The sequence below is a fragment of the Streptomyces sp. NPDC015130 genome (assembly GCF_043080005.1).
GTDB lineage: Bacteria > Actinomycetota > Actinomycetes > Streptomycetales > Streptomycetaceae > Streptomyces.
Window position 1 is genome coordinate 1 of the sequence record NZ_JBIBVC010000030.1, and the last position, 15,993, is coordinate 15,993.

Below are 15,993 nucleotides of genomic sequence, written 5' to 3' on the forward strand. Positions count from 1 at the left end.
CGGTGAGTTCCTAGACAGCTCCCACCACACCGGAGGTCTTCGCCATGTTCAAGACCAGACCAGTGTCAACAACGCTCGTGATCAATACACCTAGGACCTGTCCGGTCGGTGCGCGACCTCCCGTCGGGCCGGACGCGCGGTCGCGTGTCCCAGCCGGCCCGCCGCGCTGTCGAGGAGCATGTCCAGGGCCGCCGGATACGCGCTGTGGTTCATCCGCGCGGCCAGCAGGCCGGCCGTGGCCGCGATGTTCGGGTGCGAGGCGGCCGACAGCCCGGCGTACGTCGACTCCCACATGTGCTCGTCGGCCTCGCGGGCGGCCGAGGGCAGGGCGAGCGAGGCCGCGTCCAGGGCGGCGAAGGCGAGGCTCTGGTCGATGAAGACGTGGTAGATCCGCACCGCGTCCGGATCGGGGAAACCCGCGCTCCGCAGCACCGCCAGGATCGCCTCGTCCACGGCCGTCTCCTGCTCCCGCCCGGTGACGCGGCTCGCGGTGAGCACCGCCGCCTGCGGGTGGGCGAGGTAGGCGCCGTAGATGCGCAGGCCCAGCCGGCGCAGGTCGGCGCGCCAGTCGCCGGTGGGCCGCCAGCCGTCCAGCGCCCGCCCGACGAGCTCCGCACCGATCGCCCGCGTCAGCTCGTCCATACCGGAGAAGTAGCGGTAGAGCGTGCTGGGATCGGCACCCAGCGCCAGTCCGAGACGCCGGGCCGTGAGGCCCTGGCCGCCGTGCTCGGCCAGCATCCGCAGCGCCGTCTCCACGATCAGCCGCTCCGAGAGGACCGCGCCGTTCTTCGTCGGACGCCGCCGTCTGCGCGCCGACTCCGGCACGACCTGCTTGCCCATGACGAGGCTCCTTCCCGCCGACCCGGGCACCTTATGCCAACGCCATAGACGTTATCGAGGCCAGGAGGGTTTCATCGCCTGCACCAGAGGTCACAGCCTCAGGGGAAGCCTCAGGCGCACCTCAGGTGGAGCCTCGGACGTGCCGGGAAACACCCCAGGCACACCTCGGGCCCACCTCGGACACACCTCGGGCAACCGTCTCGGAGAGGGAGATTCCTGTCATGCGTGTACTGCTCGTCGGCGCCGGTGGCGTGGGCACCGCGATCACCCGGATCGCCGCCCGCCGTTCGTTCTTCGACCACGTCGTCGTCGCCGACCACGACCTCGCCCGCGCCGAGGCGGCCGTCGCCGCGCTGGACGACGACAGCAGGTTCAGCGCCTGTCGCGCGGACGCCTCCGACGAGGAGGCCGTCGCGGCGCTCCTCCGGGAGCAGCGCTGCGACGTCCTCCTCAACGCCACCGACCCGCGCTTCGTCCTGCCGCTGTTCGAGGCCGCCGCGGCGGCCGGCGCGCACTACCTGGACATGGCGATGTCGCTGTCGCGCCCGCACCCCGAGCACCCGTACGAGCAGTGCGGGGTCAAGCTGGGCGACGCCCAGTTCGCGCGGGCCGAGGAGTGGGAGAAGGCCGGGCGGCTCGCCCTCGTCGGCATGGGCGTCGAGCCCGGCCTCTCCGACGTCTTCGCCCGGTACGCCGCGGACGAGCTCTTCGACGAGATCGAGGAGATCGGCATCCGCGACGGGGCGAACCTCACGGTCGAGGGCTACGACTTCGCCCCCTCGTTCAACATCTGGACGACCATCGAGGAGTGCCTCAACCCTCCGGTGGTCTACGAGGCCGGCCGTGGCTGGTTCACCACCGAGCCGTTCAGCGAGCCCGAGGTCTTCGACTTCCCGGAGGGCATCGGCCCGGTCGAGTGCGTGAACGTCGAGCACGAGGAGGTCCTGCTCGTACCGCGCTGGGTCGACGCGAAGCGCGTCACGTTCAAGTACGGCCTCGGCGAGGACTTCATCGGCAAGCTGAGGACCCTGCACGCCCTCGGCCTCGACAGCACCGCGCCCGTCACCGTGGCGACGAGCCGCGGCCCGGCCGAGGTCTCGCCCCGCGACATCGTGGCGGCCGTCCTCCCGGACCCGGCGACCCTGGGCGACCGGATGACCGGCAAGACCTGCGCCGGCACGTGGGTCAAGGGCGTCAAGGACGGGGCGCCGCGCGAGGTGTACCTCTACCACGTGGTCGACAACGAGTGGTCGATGCGGGAGTACGGCAGCCAGGCCGTCGTCTGGCAGACCGCGATCAACCCGGTCGTCGCCCTGGAGCTGCTCGCCGACGGCACCTGGTCCGGCTCGGGCGTCCTCGGCCCCGAGGCCTTCGCCCCGCGGCCCTTCCTCGACCTGCTCAGCGCCTACGGTTCCCCCTGGGGCCTGCGCGAGCAGTGAGCCGGCCGCCGCGTCAGCGGGTGCGGCCGGAGCTCTCGCCGGCCGTGTCCGTGATGCCGCGGGAGTGGACGGCGGTGGTGGCGGTGACCTGGCCGACCTTGCCCCACGGCGTGTCCTCGACCATGACGCCCCGCTCGCCGAGGAACTCCAGGCTCTTCCTGTCGAAGATCCATTCGGTACGGATGCCGGCGTGGACCCGGGCGACGGCGACCCCGTGCCGCCCGGCCGCGTCCACGGTGTCCTCCACGACCGTGACGCCCGGGATGCGGGCCGCCGCCTTGTACAGGGCGGCACTGACCTTCGGCGGAGCGATCTGCTCGCGCAGCAGGTCGCCGATCGTCACGAACGCCTCCTGGTCCGGCCCCGGCCCCTGCCCCTCCGTCTCGTCGTAGATCTTCTTCAGGAGAACGGCGGGGTCGGTGGGCAGCGACTCCAGATAGCGGTACGTCGGACTGTTCAGCGTGGGGTCGGGGACGCCGACCGGGTCGACGGGCTTCCCGTCCTTGTCCAGCGCGCCCGCCAGCGGGATCTCCTCGCCGCGCTCGCGGAGCAGTCCGGGCTTGCTCCCGTCGACCGAGAGCCAGACCTCGCGGCTGTGCGGGGTGTCCAGGCGCATGACGGGGTCGGCGTCGCTCTGGCTGGACCAGGCGACCGTGCTGGAGATGTGGATGTACTGGTCGTCGCGGACGGTACGGGCCGGCTTGGCGGCGGCGACGGTCGCGATCCGGTCCAGCAGTACCGTCGCCGACGTCGCCGCCGGGGCCTCGGTGCCCTGGGCCGGGGCCACGGCGGCGTTCCGCTCGGCGCCGGGCGTGGGCTCGACCTGGCCGTTCGTCGCCAGCGTGACGGCCAGCGCGCCCGCCGTCAGGGGGACGGCGACGTACGCCAGCCGGCGCACTCCGGACCGCGGCCTGGCGGCGGGAGCCGTGTCCTGCCGGAACTCGCGCAGCAGCTGGTCCTTGAGGGCCTGGTGGTGGCGGCCGGGCCGGTCACGATCGGCCGGGACGGGCAACAACCGGGCGATCTCCTCGCGTTCGGCCGGGGTGGGCCGGGACGGGGTGGTGCTCATCGGGCTTCCTCCTGGATGGGCCGGACCGCGGAAGCGCGGTCACCATCTATCTGTCCGCGGCCCGGCTCCGAGTTCCCGTTCCGCGGCGGGAGGTCGGTTCCGGCGTACTTGTGGAGCTTCTTGCGGGCGCGCGACAGGCGGGAGCGGACCGTTCCCACCGGGACGCCCAGCGCCTGGGCGGCGGCCGCGTAGTCCAGACCCGACCAGACGCAGAGGGCTACCACCTCGCGCTCGGGGCGCCGCAGGCGGGAGAGCGCCGCCTGGAGCGCCGCGACACGCTCCGCGTCGTCGATCCGGCCGATCAGTTCGTCGGCGAAGTCGGGGAACACCTCCTCGCGCGGCAGCCGGTTCAGGGCCGCCTCGTGACGCCGGGCCGCCCTGCGGGTGTTCCGTACGACGTTGGTCGCGATCCCGAGCAGCCAGGGCCGCAGGGAACCGCCGTCCGCATCCACCGACGCCCGCAGCCGCCAGGCCTCCAGGAACGTCAGCGACAACACGTCCTCGGCCGCGGACCAGTCCCCGGTCAGCCGGAAGGCGTGGTTGTGCACCGCCCTGGCGTAGTCGTCGAAGAGGGACCCGAACGCATCGGAGTCCCCCGCTCGTATTCGGGCACGCACACTCGTCTCCATATCAGCGAACTGTCCGGCCGGCCCGAACGGGTTCCCGGAACGTGACGCACGCCACACGGGCCCCGAGGGGTGCGCGGCCGGCCGGACGCGCCGAGCCCGGGTCGGGTCCCCGAGGCTGTCGGCGAGGCTCCCGGTCAGGTCCCGAGTCCGCCCGACGGGCCTCCGGGTCAGGTCCGGCCCTCACCTGAATCCGCTCGCCACGGGCGGTCGCGGGCTGGCACGCTACCGGCCATGGAACAACCGGAAGTACTCGTCATCGGAGGGCGCGCCGGCGTCGGCAAGACGACCGTGGGGTGGGAGGTCTCGGCCACGCTGCGGGCCGCGTCGATCGGGCACGCGGTCCTTGAGGGCGACTACCTGGGGCAGATCCACCCCGCCCCGGAGGGCGACCCGAACCGCTGGGACATCGCCGAGAGCAATCTGACGGCCGTCTGGGACAACTACGCCCGGGTGGGCTGCCGTCGGCTGGTCTACACGCACACCGTGAGCGTGCTGCCGGAGGTGGGGGACATGTTCGCGCGGGTGATGGGGGAGGGCGTACGGATCGTCCGCGTGCTGCTCACGGCCTCCGACACCGTCACGGGCGAGCGTCTGACCGGCCGGGAGCTCGGCTCCGAACTGGAGCAGGAGATCGCGGGCAGCGCCCGCAAGGCGCGGCTCCTGGACGAGCGGGCCCCCGCCGACACGGTGCGGGTGACGACCGACGGACGGACGGTCCCGGACATCGCGCGCGAGGTGGTCGCGGCCACCGGCTGGACCGGACCGTGACGCCCGGCGGAACGGGACCGACCGGCTGACCCGATCCCCTCGCGTGTTACTTGCCGGTAAGCAATGATGGTGTCCATCCACGGGGCAGCCCGTGGGACATCCATCCACAGGGCCGGGGGCTGAGGTAACGGTGACGACTTTCGACGGACGGACCACGGTGCACGCCTTCCGGGACGACGCGCTGGGGGAACACGACGCCGTCGGGCTCGCCGACGCGATCCGGAAGGGCGAGGTCGGCGCCGCGGAGGTCGCCCGGGACGCCGTCGAGCGGGTCCGGGAGGTCGACGCACGGCTCCACGCGGTCCAGGCGCACGTCTCCACACCGGATCCCGCGGTCTGGGCGAGCGGCGCCTTCGCCGGGGTGCCGACCTTCGTCAAGGACAACACCGACTACGTGGGACTGCCCACCGGTCACGGCAGCGCGGCCTTCACCCCGCGGGCGGCACGGCGGCACTCGCCGTTCACCCGGCAGTTCCTGAGCAGCGGCGTCACCGTGCTGGGCAAGACCCGGCTGCCCGAGTTCGGCTTCAGTCCGACCACCGAGTTCGAGGACGCCGAACCGGTCCGCAACCCGTGGAACACCGGCTACTCCGCGGGCGGTTCGTCGGGCGGCAGCGCGGCGCTCGTCGCCGCCGGAGCCGTACCGATCGCGCACGCCAACGACGGCGGCGGTTCGATCCGCATACCCGCCGCCTGCTGCGGCCTCGTCGGCCTCAAGCCGACGCGCGGCCGGGTCGTCGCGCACGACATGAGCCGTCAACTCCCCCTGGACATCGTCGCCGACGGCATCGTGAGCCGCTCCGTGCGGGACACCGCCGCGTTCCTCGCCGACGCCGAGCTGTCCTGGCGCAACCCCAAGCTGCCGCCCGTCGGTCTGGTCGAGGGCCCCTCGGGGCGGCGGCTGCGCATCGGGTACCTGAAGGACTCGCCGAGCGGGGTCCACTCCGACGCCGCCACCCGGCAGGCCGTCACGGAGACCGCGGCGAGGCTCGAACGGCTCGGACACACCGTCCAGCCGGTCGAGTTGGACATCGACCCGCGCTTCACCGACGACTTCCTCACCTACTGGGGCATGCTGTCGTTCCTCATCGGCGCCACCGGCCGCACCTTCGGCCGGGACTTCGACCGGAACCGTATGGACGGCCTCAGCCGCGGGCTGCGCGAGCAGTACCTGAAGAGCTGGCGGGGCACACCGGGCGTGGTGCGGCGGCTGAAGCGGACGAAGGAGGCGTACGCGGCGGGATTCCGCGGACTCGACCTCGTCCTCTCCCCGGTGCTCGCCCACACGACGCCCCCGATCGGCCACCTCGGCCCGGCCGTTCCCTACGCGACCCTGATCGAACGGATCCTCGCGTACGTCGCCTTCACCCCCGTCGACAACGTCGTCGGTACGCCGTCGATCTCGCTGCCGTCCGCCGGCGCGACGGAGGACGGCCTGCCCATCGGTGTCATGTTCGCCGGCCGCCCCGGAAGCGAACGGACGTTGCTGGAGGTCGCGTTCGCCCTGGAGGCGGACCGCCCCTTCCGGCGCATCCAGGACGCCTGACACCCGCGGCGGAGTCCGCGCGCCACCCGTGGACCCGTCGCCCACGGCCCGGACGGACCCGGACCGGCGACCGTGCGTTCTCCTGCCGGAACCGCCGATTCACGCAATCTCTTCCCCGCCGGAGGCTGTTACCTGAGATTTCTTCCTGCGGTCTTCGACGGGGTGTCGCGCCTCAGAGGCTGGCCTTGATCGGTGCGAGCAGTCAGGATTGGCTCGATCGCGTCGAGACACGGAGGACCGAACGCGTCCCACGGGCCTCGCGGATCCGAACCGACCGCACCGTCCCCGTACATAAGGACCCGTCCTCATGGCCCACCCCGTCACTGCTTCCTCCTCCGCGCTGCTCGTCAGCCATGTGGAGCTGTTCGTCACCGACGCCCGTGCCGCAGCCGAGGCGTTCACCGGCGGTTACGGCTTCCAGGTGTTCGCCACCGCCGAGCGCACCGGCGCCGCGGGCGCGAGCCGGTCGCTCGCCCTGCGGCAGGGCGGCATCGTCCTCGTGGTCACCCAGGCCCTCGACGCCACCCACCCGGCTGCCGCCTACACGGCCGTCCACGGCGACGGCATAGCCGACATCGCCCTGACCACCACCGACGCGCGCGCCGCCCTCGCCGAGCTCACCGCCCGCGGAGCGGCCTCCGGGGCCGGGCCCGTCGAGCACCCCGGCGGCTGGGTCACCGCACGCGTGGCCGCCGGATTCGACGACGTCCACCACACCCTCGTCCAGCGTCCGGCCACCGGAGCCGAGGCGCACGGCACGCCGCTGCCGCTCCCCGGATTCGCACCGGTCGCCGAACTCGCCCCGCAGGAAGCCGAGTCGCCCGCGCTGACCGTCCTCGACCACGTCGCCGTCACCGTGAGGACCGGCGAACTCGCCTCCTCCACCGGCTACTACGAGCGGGTCTTCGGCTACGAGGCCGTCTACGAGGAGCTGATGGTGCAGGGCCGGGAGGCCATGGACTCCAAGGCCGTCCGCAGCCCCGCGGGCGACCTGACCTTCACCGTCCTCGCCCCGAGCCCCGACCACCAGGCGGGCCACATAGGCGACTTCCTCGCCCGGCACGGCAGCGGAGGCGTCCATCACCTCGCCTTCGCCACGGAGAACATCGTCGAGACCGTCGCCCGCCTCGACAAGCGCGGCATCGTCTTCCTCTCCACCCCCGACGCCTACTACGAGGCACTCGCCGCCCGCCTCGACCTCAGCCGCCACTCCGTCGAGGAGCTGCGCGAGCCCGGCATCCTCGCCGACGAGGACCACGCGGGCCAGCTCTTCCAGATCTTCACCCGCACCGTCCACCCCCAGCGCACCCTCTTCTACGAGATCATCGAACGCATCGGCGCCGACACCTTCGGCGGCGGCAACGTCCGCGCGCTCTACGAGGCCGTGCAGGCCGAGAAGGCCGAACACGAGGGCGGCACCGGCGCGGAGAACGCCCGGTGACCGCCGACGCACTCGACGGCATGGTCACCCCCGCCGACGCGGAGGCCCTCGTCGCGGGCGTCCTGCCCACCGGCGTGGAGCGCTTCGTCAACGGCGGCGCCGGCGACGAACTCACCCTCGCCGCCAACCGAGCCGCCTTCGACCGGCTCCACCTCGTCCCGCGCGTCCTCGCCGACGTCTCCGCGACCGGCACCGCCACCACCCTCCTCGGCGACCCCGCCGCCCTGCCGCTGGCCGTCGCCCCCATGGCCTACCAGCGCGCCGTCCACCCCGAGGGCGAACTCGCCGCGGCCCAGGCGGCCTTCGCCGCAGGCATCCCCTTCACCGCCTGCACGTTCAGCAGCACACCGGTCGAGGACATCGCCGCGACCGGCGCCACCGTCTGGTTCCAGCTGTACTGGCTCCGCGACCGGGGCCTCACCAAGGAGCTGCTCGCCCGCGCCGAGGCCGCCGGCGCCCGCGCCCTGATGCTGACCGTCGACACCCCCTACATGGGCCGCCGACAGGCCGACATGCGAGGCGCGTTCACCCTCCCCGAGGGCGTCTCGGCCGTCCACTTCGAGCGCGGCAGCGACGGAGTCCCGCGCGGCGCCCGCGACGGCGTCAGCGCCATCGCCGCCCAGACCGCCGGCCTGGTCGACCCCTCCCTGTCCTGGAACGACCTCGACTGGCTGCGCGAGCACACCCGGCTCCCGCTCGTCCTCAAGGGCATCCTCGACCCCGCCGACGCCGAGCGCGCCGCCGCCCACGGCGCCGACGGCATCGTCGTCTCCAACCACGGAGGCCGCCAGCTCGACGGCGCCCAGCCGGCCCTCGAAGCGCTCCCCGCCGTCGTCGACGCCGTCGCCGGCCGCAGCGGGATCCTCCTCGACAGCGGCGTCCGCAGCGGCACCGACGTCCTCAAGGCCCTCGCCCTGGGCGCCTCCGGCGTCCTCGTCGGCCGGCCCGTGCTGTGGGGGCTCGCCGCCGGGGGAGAGGCGGGCGTCACCAAGGTCCTCACCCTGCTCCGCGAGGAACTGCACAACGCCCTCGCCCTGGCCGGCTGCCCCGACCCCGCTACCGCCGCACGGCTCCGCGCCGTACGCGCCGCGGGCGGTGACCTCCGATGATCACCTCCGAGGCGCTCCACCCCGCCGTCGGCGACCCGCTGCTCTCCTCGATGAACTTCCTCAACGAGGTCGCAGGCCGCCACCCCGACGCCCTCTCCCTCGCGGTCGGCATCCCGCACGAGGGCTTCTACGACGTCGAGGACATCCACCGCGCCCTGCGCGTCTACAGCGACCACCTGCGCACCGCGACCGGACGCACCGAGGAGCAGGTCCGCCGCACCCTCCTCCCGTACGGCCGGACGAAAGGCATCATCCACGAACTGATCGCCCGTCAACTCGCACGCCCTAGACCGGGCGGTCCATGGCCGGACGGCCCGTGGCCGAGGCGAAGCCGAGCCAGGTGTGGCGGTTGCCCCACCAGCACCAGCCGACCTTGGGGGCGTCGCGTCGCTCGCGGCCGTCCCGCCCCGTGCCGTTGCTGATCCAGATCGCCGGGGTACGGGCGTCCAGGGTGCCGTTCGCCTTGCGCAGCCGGGAGCCGATGGTCATGAAGCAGAGGTTGCGTTCGAGGGCGGCGGGCTGCTGGAGCACCCAGTGGATGCCCTCGGTGAGCACGAGAGGGGTGCGCTCGTCCTCCGTCAGGGCCGGCAGCGCCTCCTCCGGGCTCCAGTTGGACATGCGGTCCCCGCGGTCGACGCCGGTGACCAGGTAGAACGGCGCGTCGGGGAGCTCGATCCCGGACGGGGCGAAGTCGTCGACGTCGGGCATGTCGACCACGACGAAGCCGGGCTTGTCGGCGCGCCGGAGGAGCGGGGCGAGCGCCGAGGCGGGGGCGCGGTCCGGATGGACGGCGAGCAGCGCGCCGGCCTCGGCCCCGTCGGTCGTTTCGGCGGCGAAGCTCCGCAGCGCGTCGGCGGAGACCCCGGCGAGTTCGTGCACCCCGAGTTCGATCAGGCGCTCGGCCTGCGCGGCGAGCGAGGGGAGCGGGGGCAGGGCGGCGGTGGGCGCGGTGACGGGCAAGGGACTCCTTGATACGGGTGGGCTGGGGCTGGGGCTGGGGCTGGGGCTGGGGCTGGGGCTGGGGGTTCGGGGGTTCGGGGCGGGTCCTGGTGCGGGCCGCCGGGCTCGGGCTCAACGGGCCGGCCTGCGGGAAGGTTCCCGACCGTGCCACCGGCGCCGTCCGCGCTCACTCGATCGGTTCGACCGCCTCGCCGCGCCGCCGCCGCTCCGGCAGGGTGGAGCCCGTGGTGACGACGGATCCGGGACGAGCCCCGGCGGACCGGGGACCGGCCCCGGCCGGCCCGGGATGAGCCCCGCGCCGCCCCTGGACCCGGCGGTCTTCGACGGTGCCGTCGCCGCCGTCGCGCTGCTCGCGGGCCCCGAGGGCCGACTCCTCTACACCAATGCCGCCTTCACGAGGATGTTCGGCGCCCGGCAGGTCGGCCTGCCCGCCCGCAAGGCCTTCCCGGACCCCGACGGCTGGCGCTTCCTGTCGGTCCTCGACGAGGTGCGGGCCACGGGGCGGGCCCGCCAGGTCACCGGCGCGCGGGAGCCCGACCCGGACGCACCCGGGCAGTCGCGCTACTTCGTGTACTCGTGCAGCCCCGTGACCACCACGGAGGGCGAGGGGATCCTCGTGGTGGCGATGGACACCACCACCGAGACCTTCGCCCTCCAGCGGTACCGGGCCCTGGTCTCCGCCGTGTCGGTGATGGTCTGGGTCAGGCACGCCGACGGGGCCATGGAGGAGATCGTCCCCGGCTGGGAGCGGCTCACCGGCGTCCCCTGGCACCCGCGCGCCGACGCGGGCTGGTACGAGCACGTCCACCCCCGCGACCGCGACAAACTCGGCGCGGACTGGCACGACGCCGCGACACGCGGGGCCGGCGGCACCTTCCAGTGCACCTTCCGGGTGCGCGCCGCCGACGGCTCGTACCGTCATCTGTCCACGCGCGGCGTCCCCGTCCTGCGCGAGGGCCGGGTCGCCGAATGGATCGCCGCCACCGTCGACATCGAGGACACCTGGCGCGCCCAGCTGCGGGAACGGCTCCTCGCCCGGGTCGCGACCGCCACCGGGCAGAGCCTGGGGGAGGCCTTCGGCGAGGTGGTGAACGTCGTCGTGCCCGAACTGACCGACGCCTGCCTCATCCTGCTGCTCTCCCACGAGGAGTGGCCGCTGCCCGCACATGCCCCGATCACGGCCCGCAGGGTGGCCTCCGCCGCCCGGTCCGGACTGCCGGCACCGCCGGCCCTGCTCGGACAGAGCGTCACCGTCACCCGTACGGTCCGCGAGGTCCTGGAGTCCCGCGTCCCCCGCACCTTCGGCATCCCCTCCGGAGGCCCCGTGCCGGCCGAGCTCCTGCCGGCCGTCACGGAACGGTGGCTCACCGCCTCGGGGGCCACGAGCGTCACCCTCGTCCCGCTGGTCGTCGACGACACCGTCCTCGGCTACGCGGCCACCAGCACCAACGGCGACAGCCCGGCCCTCGGCCCGAGCGAGACCGAACTGCTGCGGGAAGTCCTCCATCACGCCCAGCAGCCGATCCGCAAGGCCCTCGCCCTCCAGCGCGCCCGCCGCACCGCCCTCGCCCTCCAGCGCGCCCAGCTCACCCGGCCGCCCGCCGTCCTCGGGGCGAGCCTGGCGGCCTCCTACCAGCCGGCCAGCTCCGCCAACGAGATCGGCGGCGACTGGTACGACGCCTTCGTGCTGCCCGACGGCACACTCGTCCTCGACGTGGGAGACGTCGTGGGCCATGACCTCGCCGCCGCCACCGCGATGACCCAGATGCGCAACATGCTCCGCGCCCTGGCCTACAGCCGGGCGCCCATCGACACCCCCGCGGATGTGCTCGGCCGCTTCGACGAGGCGGCCGAGGGGCTGGGCGCGGCGTCCTTCGCGACGGCCGTCCTCACCCAGCTGCGGCGACTGCCCGACCGCCGGTGGCGCCTGAGCTGGTCCAACGCCGGTCACCCGCCGCCCCTGCTGATCCCGGAACACGGCGACCCGCTCTTCCTCGACGGTACGCAGGAGGACCTGCCGCTCTGTGTCGACCTCAGCGTCCCCCGCAGCACCCACACCCGCGTCCTCGGCGCGGGGGACACCCTCCTGCTGTACACGGACGGGCTCGTCGAGACCCCCGCGGTCACGCTCGCCGACGGCCAGCGGCGACTCGCCCGCGCGGCGGCCCGCCACCGACGGGCGCCGCTGGCCGAGCTGCTGCACTGCCTCCAGGACCTCTCCGACCACCGCGACGACACCGCGATGATCGCCTTCCGCGCGGACCCGGCCGAGTCGCCGTGAGACCGCAAACCGCAGATACTGCCCGAAACGGTCAAGATCGACCCTTCGGGGCGAGGGTCGAGGCCGAGGCGGAGACCGAGACGGAAACCGACGCGGAGACGGAGACGGTGATGGTGACGGCGACGGACGACTACCCCCTGCTCGACCTCTTCTGGACCATGCTCTGGTTCTTCCTGTGGATCATGTGGCTGTTCCTGCTGTTCAAGATCATCACGGACATCTTCCGGGACGACGAGCTCAGCGGCTGGGGCAAGGCGGGCTGGCTCATCCTCTGCCTCCTGCTCCCCTTCCTCGGAGTCCTCGTCTACGTCATCGTGCGCGGCACCGGGATGACACAGCGGGAGATGGCCCGGGCCAGGGAGTCGGAAGCGGCCTTCCAGGACTACATCCGCACCTCCGCGTCGACCTCCCCGGGCGGCGGCAGCGCAGCCGAACTCTCACGGCTCGCCGAGCTGAAGAAGAGGGGGGCGCTCACCGAGGAGGAGTTCCAGCAGGCGAAGGCGAAGCTCCTGGCCTGAAAGCGACCGACCCGTACGAGCGGGGTGAGCGGACAGGCAGGGGCAGGAGACGGCATGGAGTGGAAGCTGCGGTTCGAGCGGCTGCGCGCGGGCGCCGAGCGACGCTTCCCCGTCCTCACCGAACTCACGAGCCGGCTGCTGTCCGGCAACCTCCTGGACGCGGGGACCAGGCTCGCCGCGCAGGCCTTCCTGGCCGCCGTCCCCCTCCTCTTCGCCTTCGCGGCCTTCGCCCCGCTCGGCGTCCGCGACCAGCTGAGCGACTCACTCGGCGCCATGTTCGGCCTGAGCGGGGATTCCGAGAAGCAGCTCCAGCAGGTCCTGTACCCCACGTCCGACGAGGAGGTCCGTGAGACGACCGGCGCGGTCGGCGTGATGGTCGCCCTGGTGTCGGCGACGAGCTTCAGCCGGGCCATGTCCCGGGTGTGCGAGCGGGCGTGGCGGCTGCCCAGGGCCAAGACCCGGATCGCGGCCTGGCGCTGGGTGGTGTGGCTCCTGGTCCTGGTGCTCGTGGTCGTGTTCCAGGCTCCGATCAGGAACGGCTTCGGCCTCGGCGCCGTCGTGGGCGTCGTCCTCACCTTCCTGCTGGCCACCGGCGTCTGGCTGTGGACCCAGCACCTGCTCCTGGCCAAGCGCGTCGCGTGGCGGGCCCTGCTGCCCGGTGCGCTGCTCGCCGGCACCGCCACCACCGCGCTCGGTCTGACCGCCCGGATCTACGTGCCCGGCGCGGTCGACAGGGCCGTGGCCGCCTACGGTGCCTTCGGTCTCGTCCTGGTCATGCTGTCGTGGCTGATCGTGGTGTGCGGCGCGGTCACCTTCGCGGTCACCATCGGAGCCGTACTCGCGGAGGAACCTCCCCTGAACCGCTATGTGATGCGGGACGGCAAAGACAAGGAGCCTCCGGAGGACGAAGAGGAAGGGGAAGGCGAAGAGGGGGAGGAGGACAAGGCCGGGTGACGCCGGTGCGCGCCGCCCGCCGCGACCACGCCGTCCGTTCCGTTCCTCCGGCCGCGACCGACGTCACCCCACAGGCGCGATGTCCGCCCACAGTGCGCTCGCGTCGGGGGAGAGGGGTACGACCGCTCCGGCCGGCGCGGGCGCGTCCTCGTCCCACCACACGCCCTGGCCGGGCGTCAGGACGCGGCCGTCCGGCCCCGCCTGCCACTGTCCCGCGAGGACGTGGAGGACCCCGGCGTGACCGGCGGGCGGCGCGACCGGGCCGGTGACCCGGTCCACCCGGGCCGTCGCGCGGCCGCGTCGCACCATGATGTTCAGGACCCGGCAGCCGCCGCCAGGCAGTTCGGCGGCGAGGGTGAGGTCGCCGGAGAAGGCGAACGGCTCGCCCGCGCGCTGCAGGAGGCGGTCGAACACCCCCGGGCAGCTGAGCCGCACACCGTCGCCGGCCAGCAGGGTGAGCGTCCGGTCGATGCCGGGGAACGCCGAGAACGGCCCGTCCCGGTCGATGTCGGCGACGCTCGCGCGCCACGCGAACTCCTCCTCGCCCGCGGGCCGCGAGGCGATCTGCCGGGTCGTGCCCCCGCCGTTGCGCCACCGGCCCGCCGTCAGCGTCTCGACGTCGAAGTGGTGCATGGGAGGGCTCCTGACCTGCGTCCTGTGCGAGGTGTGGATCATACGGCGCGGCCGGCGGAAGGGCCGGGGCGGTGAGGACGGTTGACGAAAGGTCTGGACCAACCTACGGTCTGCTGGAGCGCGCGCCATGCCCAGGACCATCCCCCCACGTCCCCAGGAGCACGCATGCCAGGCCCTCGGATCCCCCGTGTCCTCGGAGCGGGTCTCGTCACCCTCCTCGCAGCCGCCGCCCTCGCCGCCCCCGGCGCCACCGCCAGCGCCGACGACGCGCGGCCCGCACGAACCACCCTCGCCGCACCCGCGGCCGTGCCCGCAACGGCGGACGCCGCCGCGGACACCTGTGCCCTCAAGCCGAAACCCGCCGGGAAGGTGCTCCAGGGGTACTGGGAGAACTGGGACGGCGCGGCCAACGGCGTCCACCCGCCCTTCGGCTGGGCGCCCATCGACGACCCGCGCTTCGCCGCCCACGGCTACAACGTCATCAACGCTGCCTTCCCCGTGATCCGTTCGGACGGCACCGTGCTGTGGGAGGACGGCATGGACAGCACCGTCCGCGTGGCCACCCCGGCGGAGATGTGCCGCGCCAAGGCGGCGGGCGCGACCATCCTCATGTCGATCGGCGGAGCCGCGGCCGGTATCGACCTCAGCTCGCGCGCCGTCGCCGACCGCTTCATCGCCACGATCGTGCCCATCCTGCAGAAGTACAACTTCGACGGGATCGACATCGACATCGAGACCGGCCTGGTCGGCAGCGGCTCCATCGGCACCCTCTCCGCCTCGCAGGCCAACCTCGTGCACATCATCGACGGCGTCCTCGCCCGCATGCCCGCCGGCTTCGGCCTGACCATGGCCCCGGAGACCGCGTACGTCACCGGAGGCAGCGTCGCCTACGGCTCGATCTGGGGCGCGTACCTGCCCATCGTCAAGAAGTACGCCGACAACGGGCGCCTGTGGTGGCTCAACATGCAGTACTACAACGGCAGCATGTACGGCTGCTCGGGCGACTCCTACTCCGCCGGAACTGTCGCCGGGTTCGTCGCCCAGACCGACTGCCTGAACCGGGGCCTCGTCATCCAGGGCACCACCATCCGCGTGCCGTACGACAAGCAGGTCCCCGGCCTCCCCGCCCAGCCCGGCGCGGGCGGCGGCCACATGGCCCCGTCGACCGTGGCCCAGGCGTGGAACCACTACCGAGGGGCGCTCAAGGGCCTGATGACCTGGTCGGCGAACTGGGACGGGTCGAGAAACTGGACCTTCGGCGACAACGTGAAGGCCCTCCAAGGCCGCTAGGGCATGTATCGGAAGTGGATCTCATCAGGTGTCGAGCGGAAGTTCCAGCAGTTCCTCTGGAGGCTGGAAACAGGAGCGTCGATACAGAGGGGTGCTGCGCTCTGACGGCCATACGATCAAGCCCTCAAGGCCGGCGCTGCGTGAGTGCTGCTTCAGCGCCTCCAGGAGTGCCGAGCCGGCTCCTTTGTTCCGTTGTGACGGCATGACGAAGAAGTTCGTGACATAGCCGAACGGGTTGTTGTCGCCATAGGGCTCCGGCATCCTCTCCACCAGACAGAGGAAGACGTGTCCGCAGATTTCACCCTCGGTCTCCGCGACCCAGGCCAACCAGTGGCCTTCGCTGAGCCGGGTGCGGATCCACTGCTCGGCCTCTTCCAGGAGCCGAGCAGGAGCCGGCGGTTGCCCTTCGTGGTCCTCCTGCTTGAACGTCCAACGTAGTTCGGCCAAGGTCCGCGAATCGGCGGGCCGGGCCGGACGCACGATGAGGTCTGCCGTCATGGGACGAGCTTCAGTCCT

Annotated in this window: 15 protein-coding genes; 9 read left to right on the top strand and 6 right to left on the bottom strand. The window is 72.8% G+C overall.

Annotated elements, in window-relative coordinates:
- Positions 1-90: 90 nt before the first annotated feature.
- Positions 91-840, bottom strand: coding sequence for a TetR/AcrR family transcriptional regulator (locus tag ACF08F_RS36825; protein ID WP_392302914.1), 750 nt, complete (start codon positions 838-840; stop codon positions 91-93).
- Positions 841-1,061: 221 nt separating this feature from the next.
- Here ACF08F_RS36825 and ACF08F_RS36830 point away from each other — a divergent pair, with 221 nt between their 5' ends.
- The gene (locus ACF08F_RS36830; RefSeq protein ID WP_392302915.1) at positions 1,062-2,279 is read left to right on the top strand and encodes a saccharopine dehydrogenase family protein; all 1,218 of its coding nucleotides are present in this window, start codon (positions 1,062-1,064) and stop codon (positions 2,277-2,279) included.
- A gap of 13 nt (positions 2,280-2,292) precedes the next feature.
- Here ACF08F_RS36830 and ACF08F_RS36835 read toward each other — a convergent pair whose 3' ends face one another.
- Both ACF08F_RS36835 and ACF08F_RS36840 read right to left on the bottom strand, forming a co-directional pair.
- Complete coding sequence (locus ACF08F_RS36835) at positions 2,293-3,348, bottom strand: CU044_5270 family protein (RefSeq protein ID WP_392302916.1); 1,056 nt, start codon at positions 3,346-3,348, stop codon at positions 2,293-2,295.
- Positions 3,345-3,977: an RNA polymerase sigma factor gene (locus tag ACF08F_RS36840; RefSeq protein WP_392302917.1), complete on the bottom strand. Its 633-nt coding sequence runs from the start codon at positions 3,975-3,977 to the stop codon at positions 3,345-3,347. The genes ACF08F_RS36835 and ACF08F_RS36840 overlap by 4 nt, the downstream gene beginning before the upstream one ends.
- A 231-nt stretch (positions 3,978-4,208) precedes the next feature.
- Here ACF08F_RS36840 and ACF08F_RS36845 point away from each other — a divergent pair, with 231 nt between their 5' ends.
- From ACF08F_RS36845 to ACF08F_RS36860, 4 genes are all read left to right on the top strand, one after another.
- Complete coding sequence (locus ACF08F_RS36845) at positions 4,209-4,745, top strand: hypothetical protein (protein ID WP_392302918.1); 537 nt, start codon at positions 4,209-4,211, stop codon at positions 4,743-4,745.
- 130 nt (positions 4,746-4,875) lie between these two features.
- A complete protein-coding gene (locus tag ACF08F_RS36850) occupies positions 4,876-6,291 on the top strand; it encodes an amidase (protein WP_392302919.1) in 1,416 nt (471 codons plus the stop codon).
- Between the two features lie 307 nt (positions 6,292-6,598).
- On the top strand, positions 6,599-7,732 hold the full coding sequence (gene hppD / locus ACF08F_RS36855) for a 4-hydroxyphenylpyruvate dioxygenase (protein ID WP_392302920.1): 1,134 nt from the start codon (positions 6,599-6,601) through the stop codon (positions 7,730-7,732).
- The gene (locus ACF08F_RS36860) at positions 7,729-8,841 is read left to right on the top strand and encodes an alpha-hydroxy acid oxidase (RefSeq protein WP_392302921.1); all 1,113 of its coding nucleotides are present in this window, start codon (positions 7,729-7,731) and stop codon (positions 8,839-8,841) included. Before hppD ends, ACF08F_RS36860 begins: the two co-directional genes overlap by 4 nt.
- A gap of 285 nt (positions 8,842-9,126) precedes the next feature.
- On the opposite strand, the gene ACF08F_RS36865 is transcribed toward ACF08F_RS36860, so the two are convergent.
- A complete protein-coding gene (locus ACF08F_RS36865) occupies positions 9,127-9,801 on the bottom strand; it encodes a DUF5701 family protein (RefSeq protein WP_392302922.1) in 675 nt (224 codons plus the stop codon).
- 286 nt (positions 9,802-10,087) lie between these two features.
- Here ACF08F_RS36865 and ACF08F_RS36870 point away from each other — a divergent pair, with 286 nt between their 5' ends.
- The 3 genes from ACF08F_RS36870 to ACF08F_RS36880 all read left to right on the top strand — a co-directional run bounded on the left by ACF08F_RS36870 (position 10,088) and on the right by ACF08F_RS36880 (position 13,554).
- Positions 10,088-12,082, top strand: a complete 1,995-nt coding sequence (locus tag ACF08F_RS36870) for a SpoIIE family protein phosphatase (RefSeq protein ID WP_392302923.1) — start codon at positions 10,088-10,090, stop codon at positions 12,080-12,082.
- Positions 12,083-12,192: 110 nt separating this feature from the next.
- Positions 12,193-12,600, top strand: coding sequence for an SHOCT domain-containing protein (locus ACF08F_RS36875; RefSeq protein ID WP_392302924.1), 408 nt, complete (start codon positions 12,193-12,195; stop codon positions 12,598-12,600).
- A 54-nt stretch (positions 12,601-12,654) separates the two neighbouring features.
- Positions 12,655-13,554 (top strand): YhjD/YihY/BrkB family envelope integrity protein, encoded by a 900-nt coding sequence (locus ACF08F_RS36880; protein ID WP_392302925.1) that lies wholly within the window; start codon positions 12,655-12,657, stop codon positions 13,552-13,554.
- Between the two features lie 63 nt (positions 13,555-13,617).
- Here ACF08F_RS36880 and ACF08F_RS36885 read toward each other — a convergent pair whose 3' ends face one another.
- Positions 13,618-14,187: a HutD family protein gene (locus ACF08F_RS36885; RefSeq protein WP_392302926.1), complete on the bottom strand. Its 570-nt coding sequence runs from the start codon at positions 14,185-14,187 to the stop codon at positions 13,618-13,620.
- Positions 14,188-14,352: 165 nt separating this feature from the next.
- On the opposite strand from ACF08F_RS36885, the gene ACF08F_RS36890 reads away from it, so the two are divergent.
- On the top strand, positions 14,353-15,477 hold the full coding sequence (locus tag ACF08F_RS36890) for a chitinase (protein WP_392302927.1): 1,125 nt from the start codon (positions 14,353-14,355) through the stop codon (positions 15,475-15,477).
- Positions 15,478-15,501: 24 nt separating this feature from the next.
- Here the strand turns inward: ACF08F_RS36890 and ACF08F_RS36895 are convergent, their stop codons facing one another.
- Positions 15,502-15,975 (bottom strand): GNAT family N-acetyltransferase, encoded by a 474-nt coding sequence (locus ACF08F_RS36895; RefSeq protein WP_392302928.1) that lies wholly within the window; start codon positions 15,973-15,975, stop codon positions 15,502-15,504.
- Between the last annotated feature and the right edge of the window lie 18 nt (positions 15,976-15,993).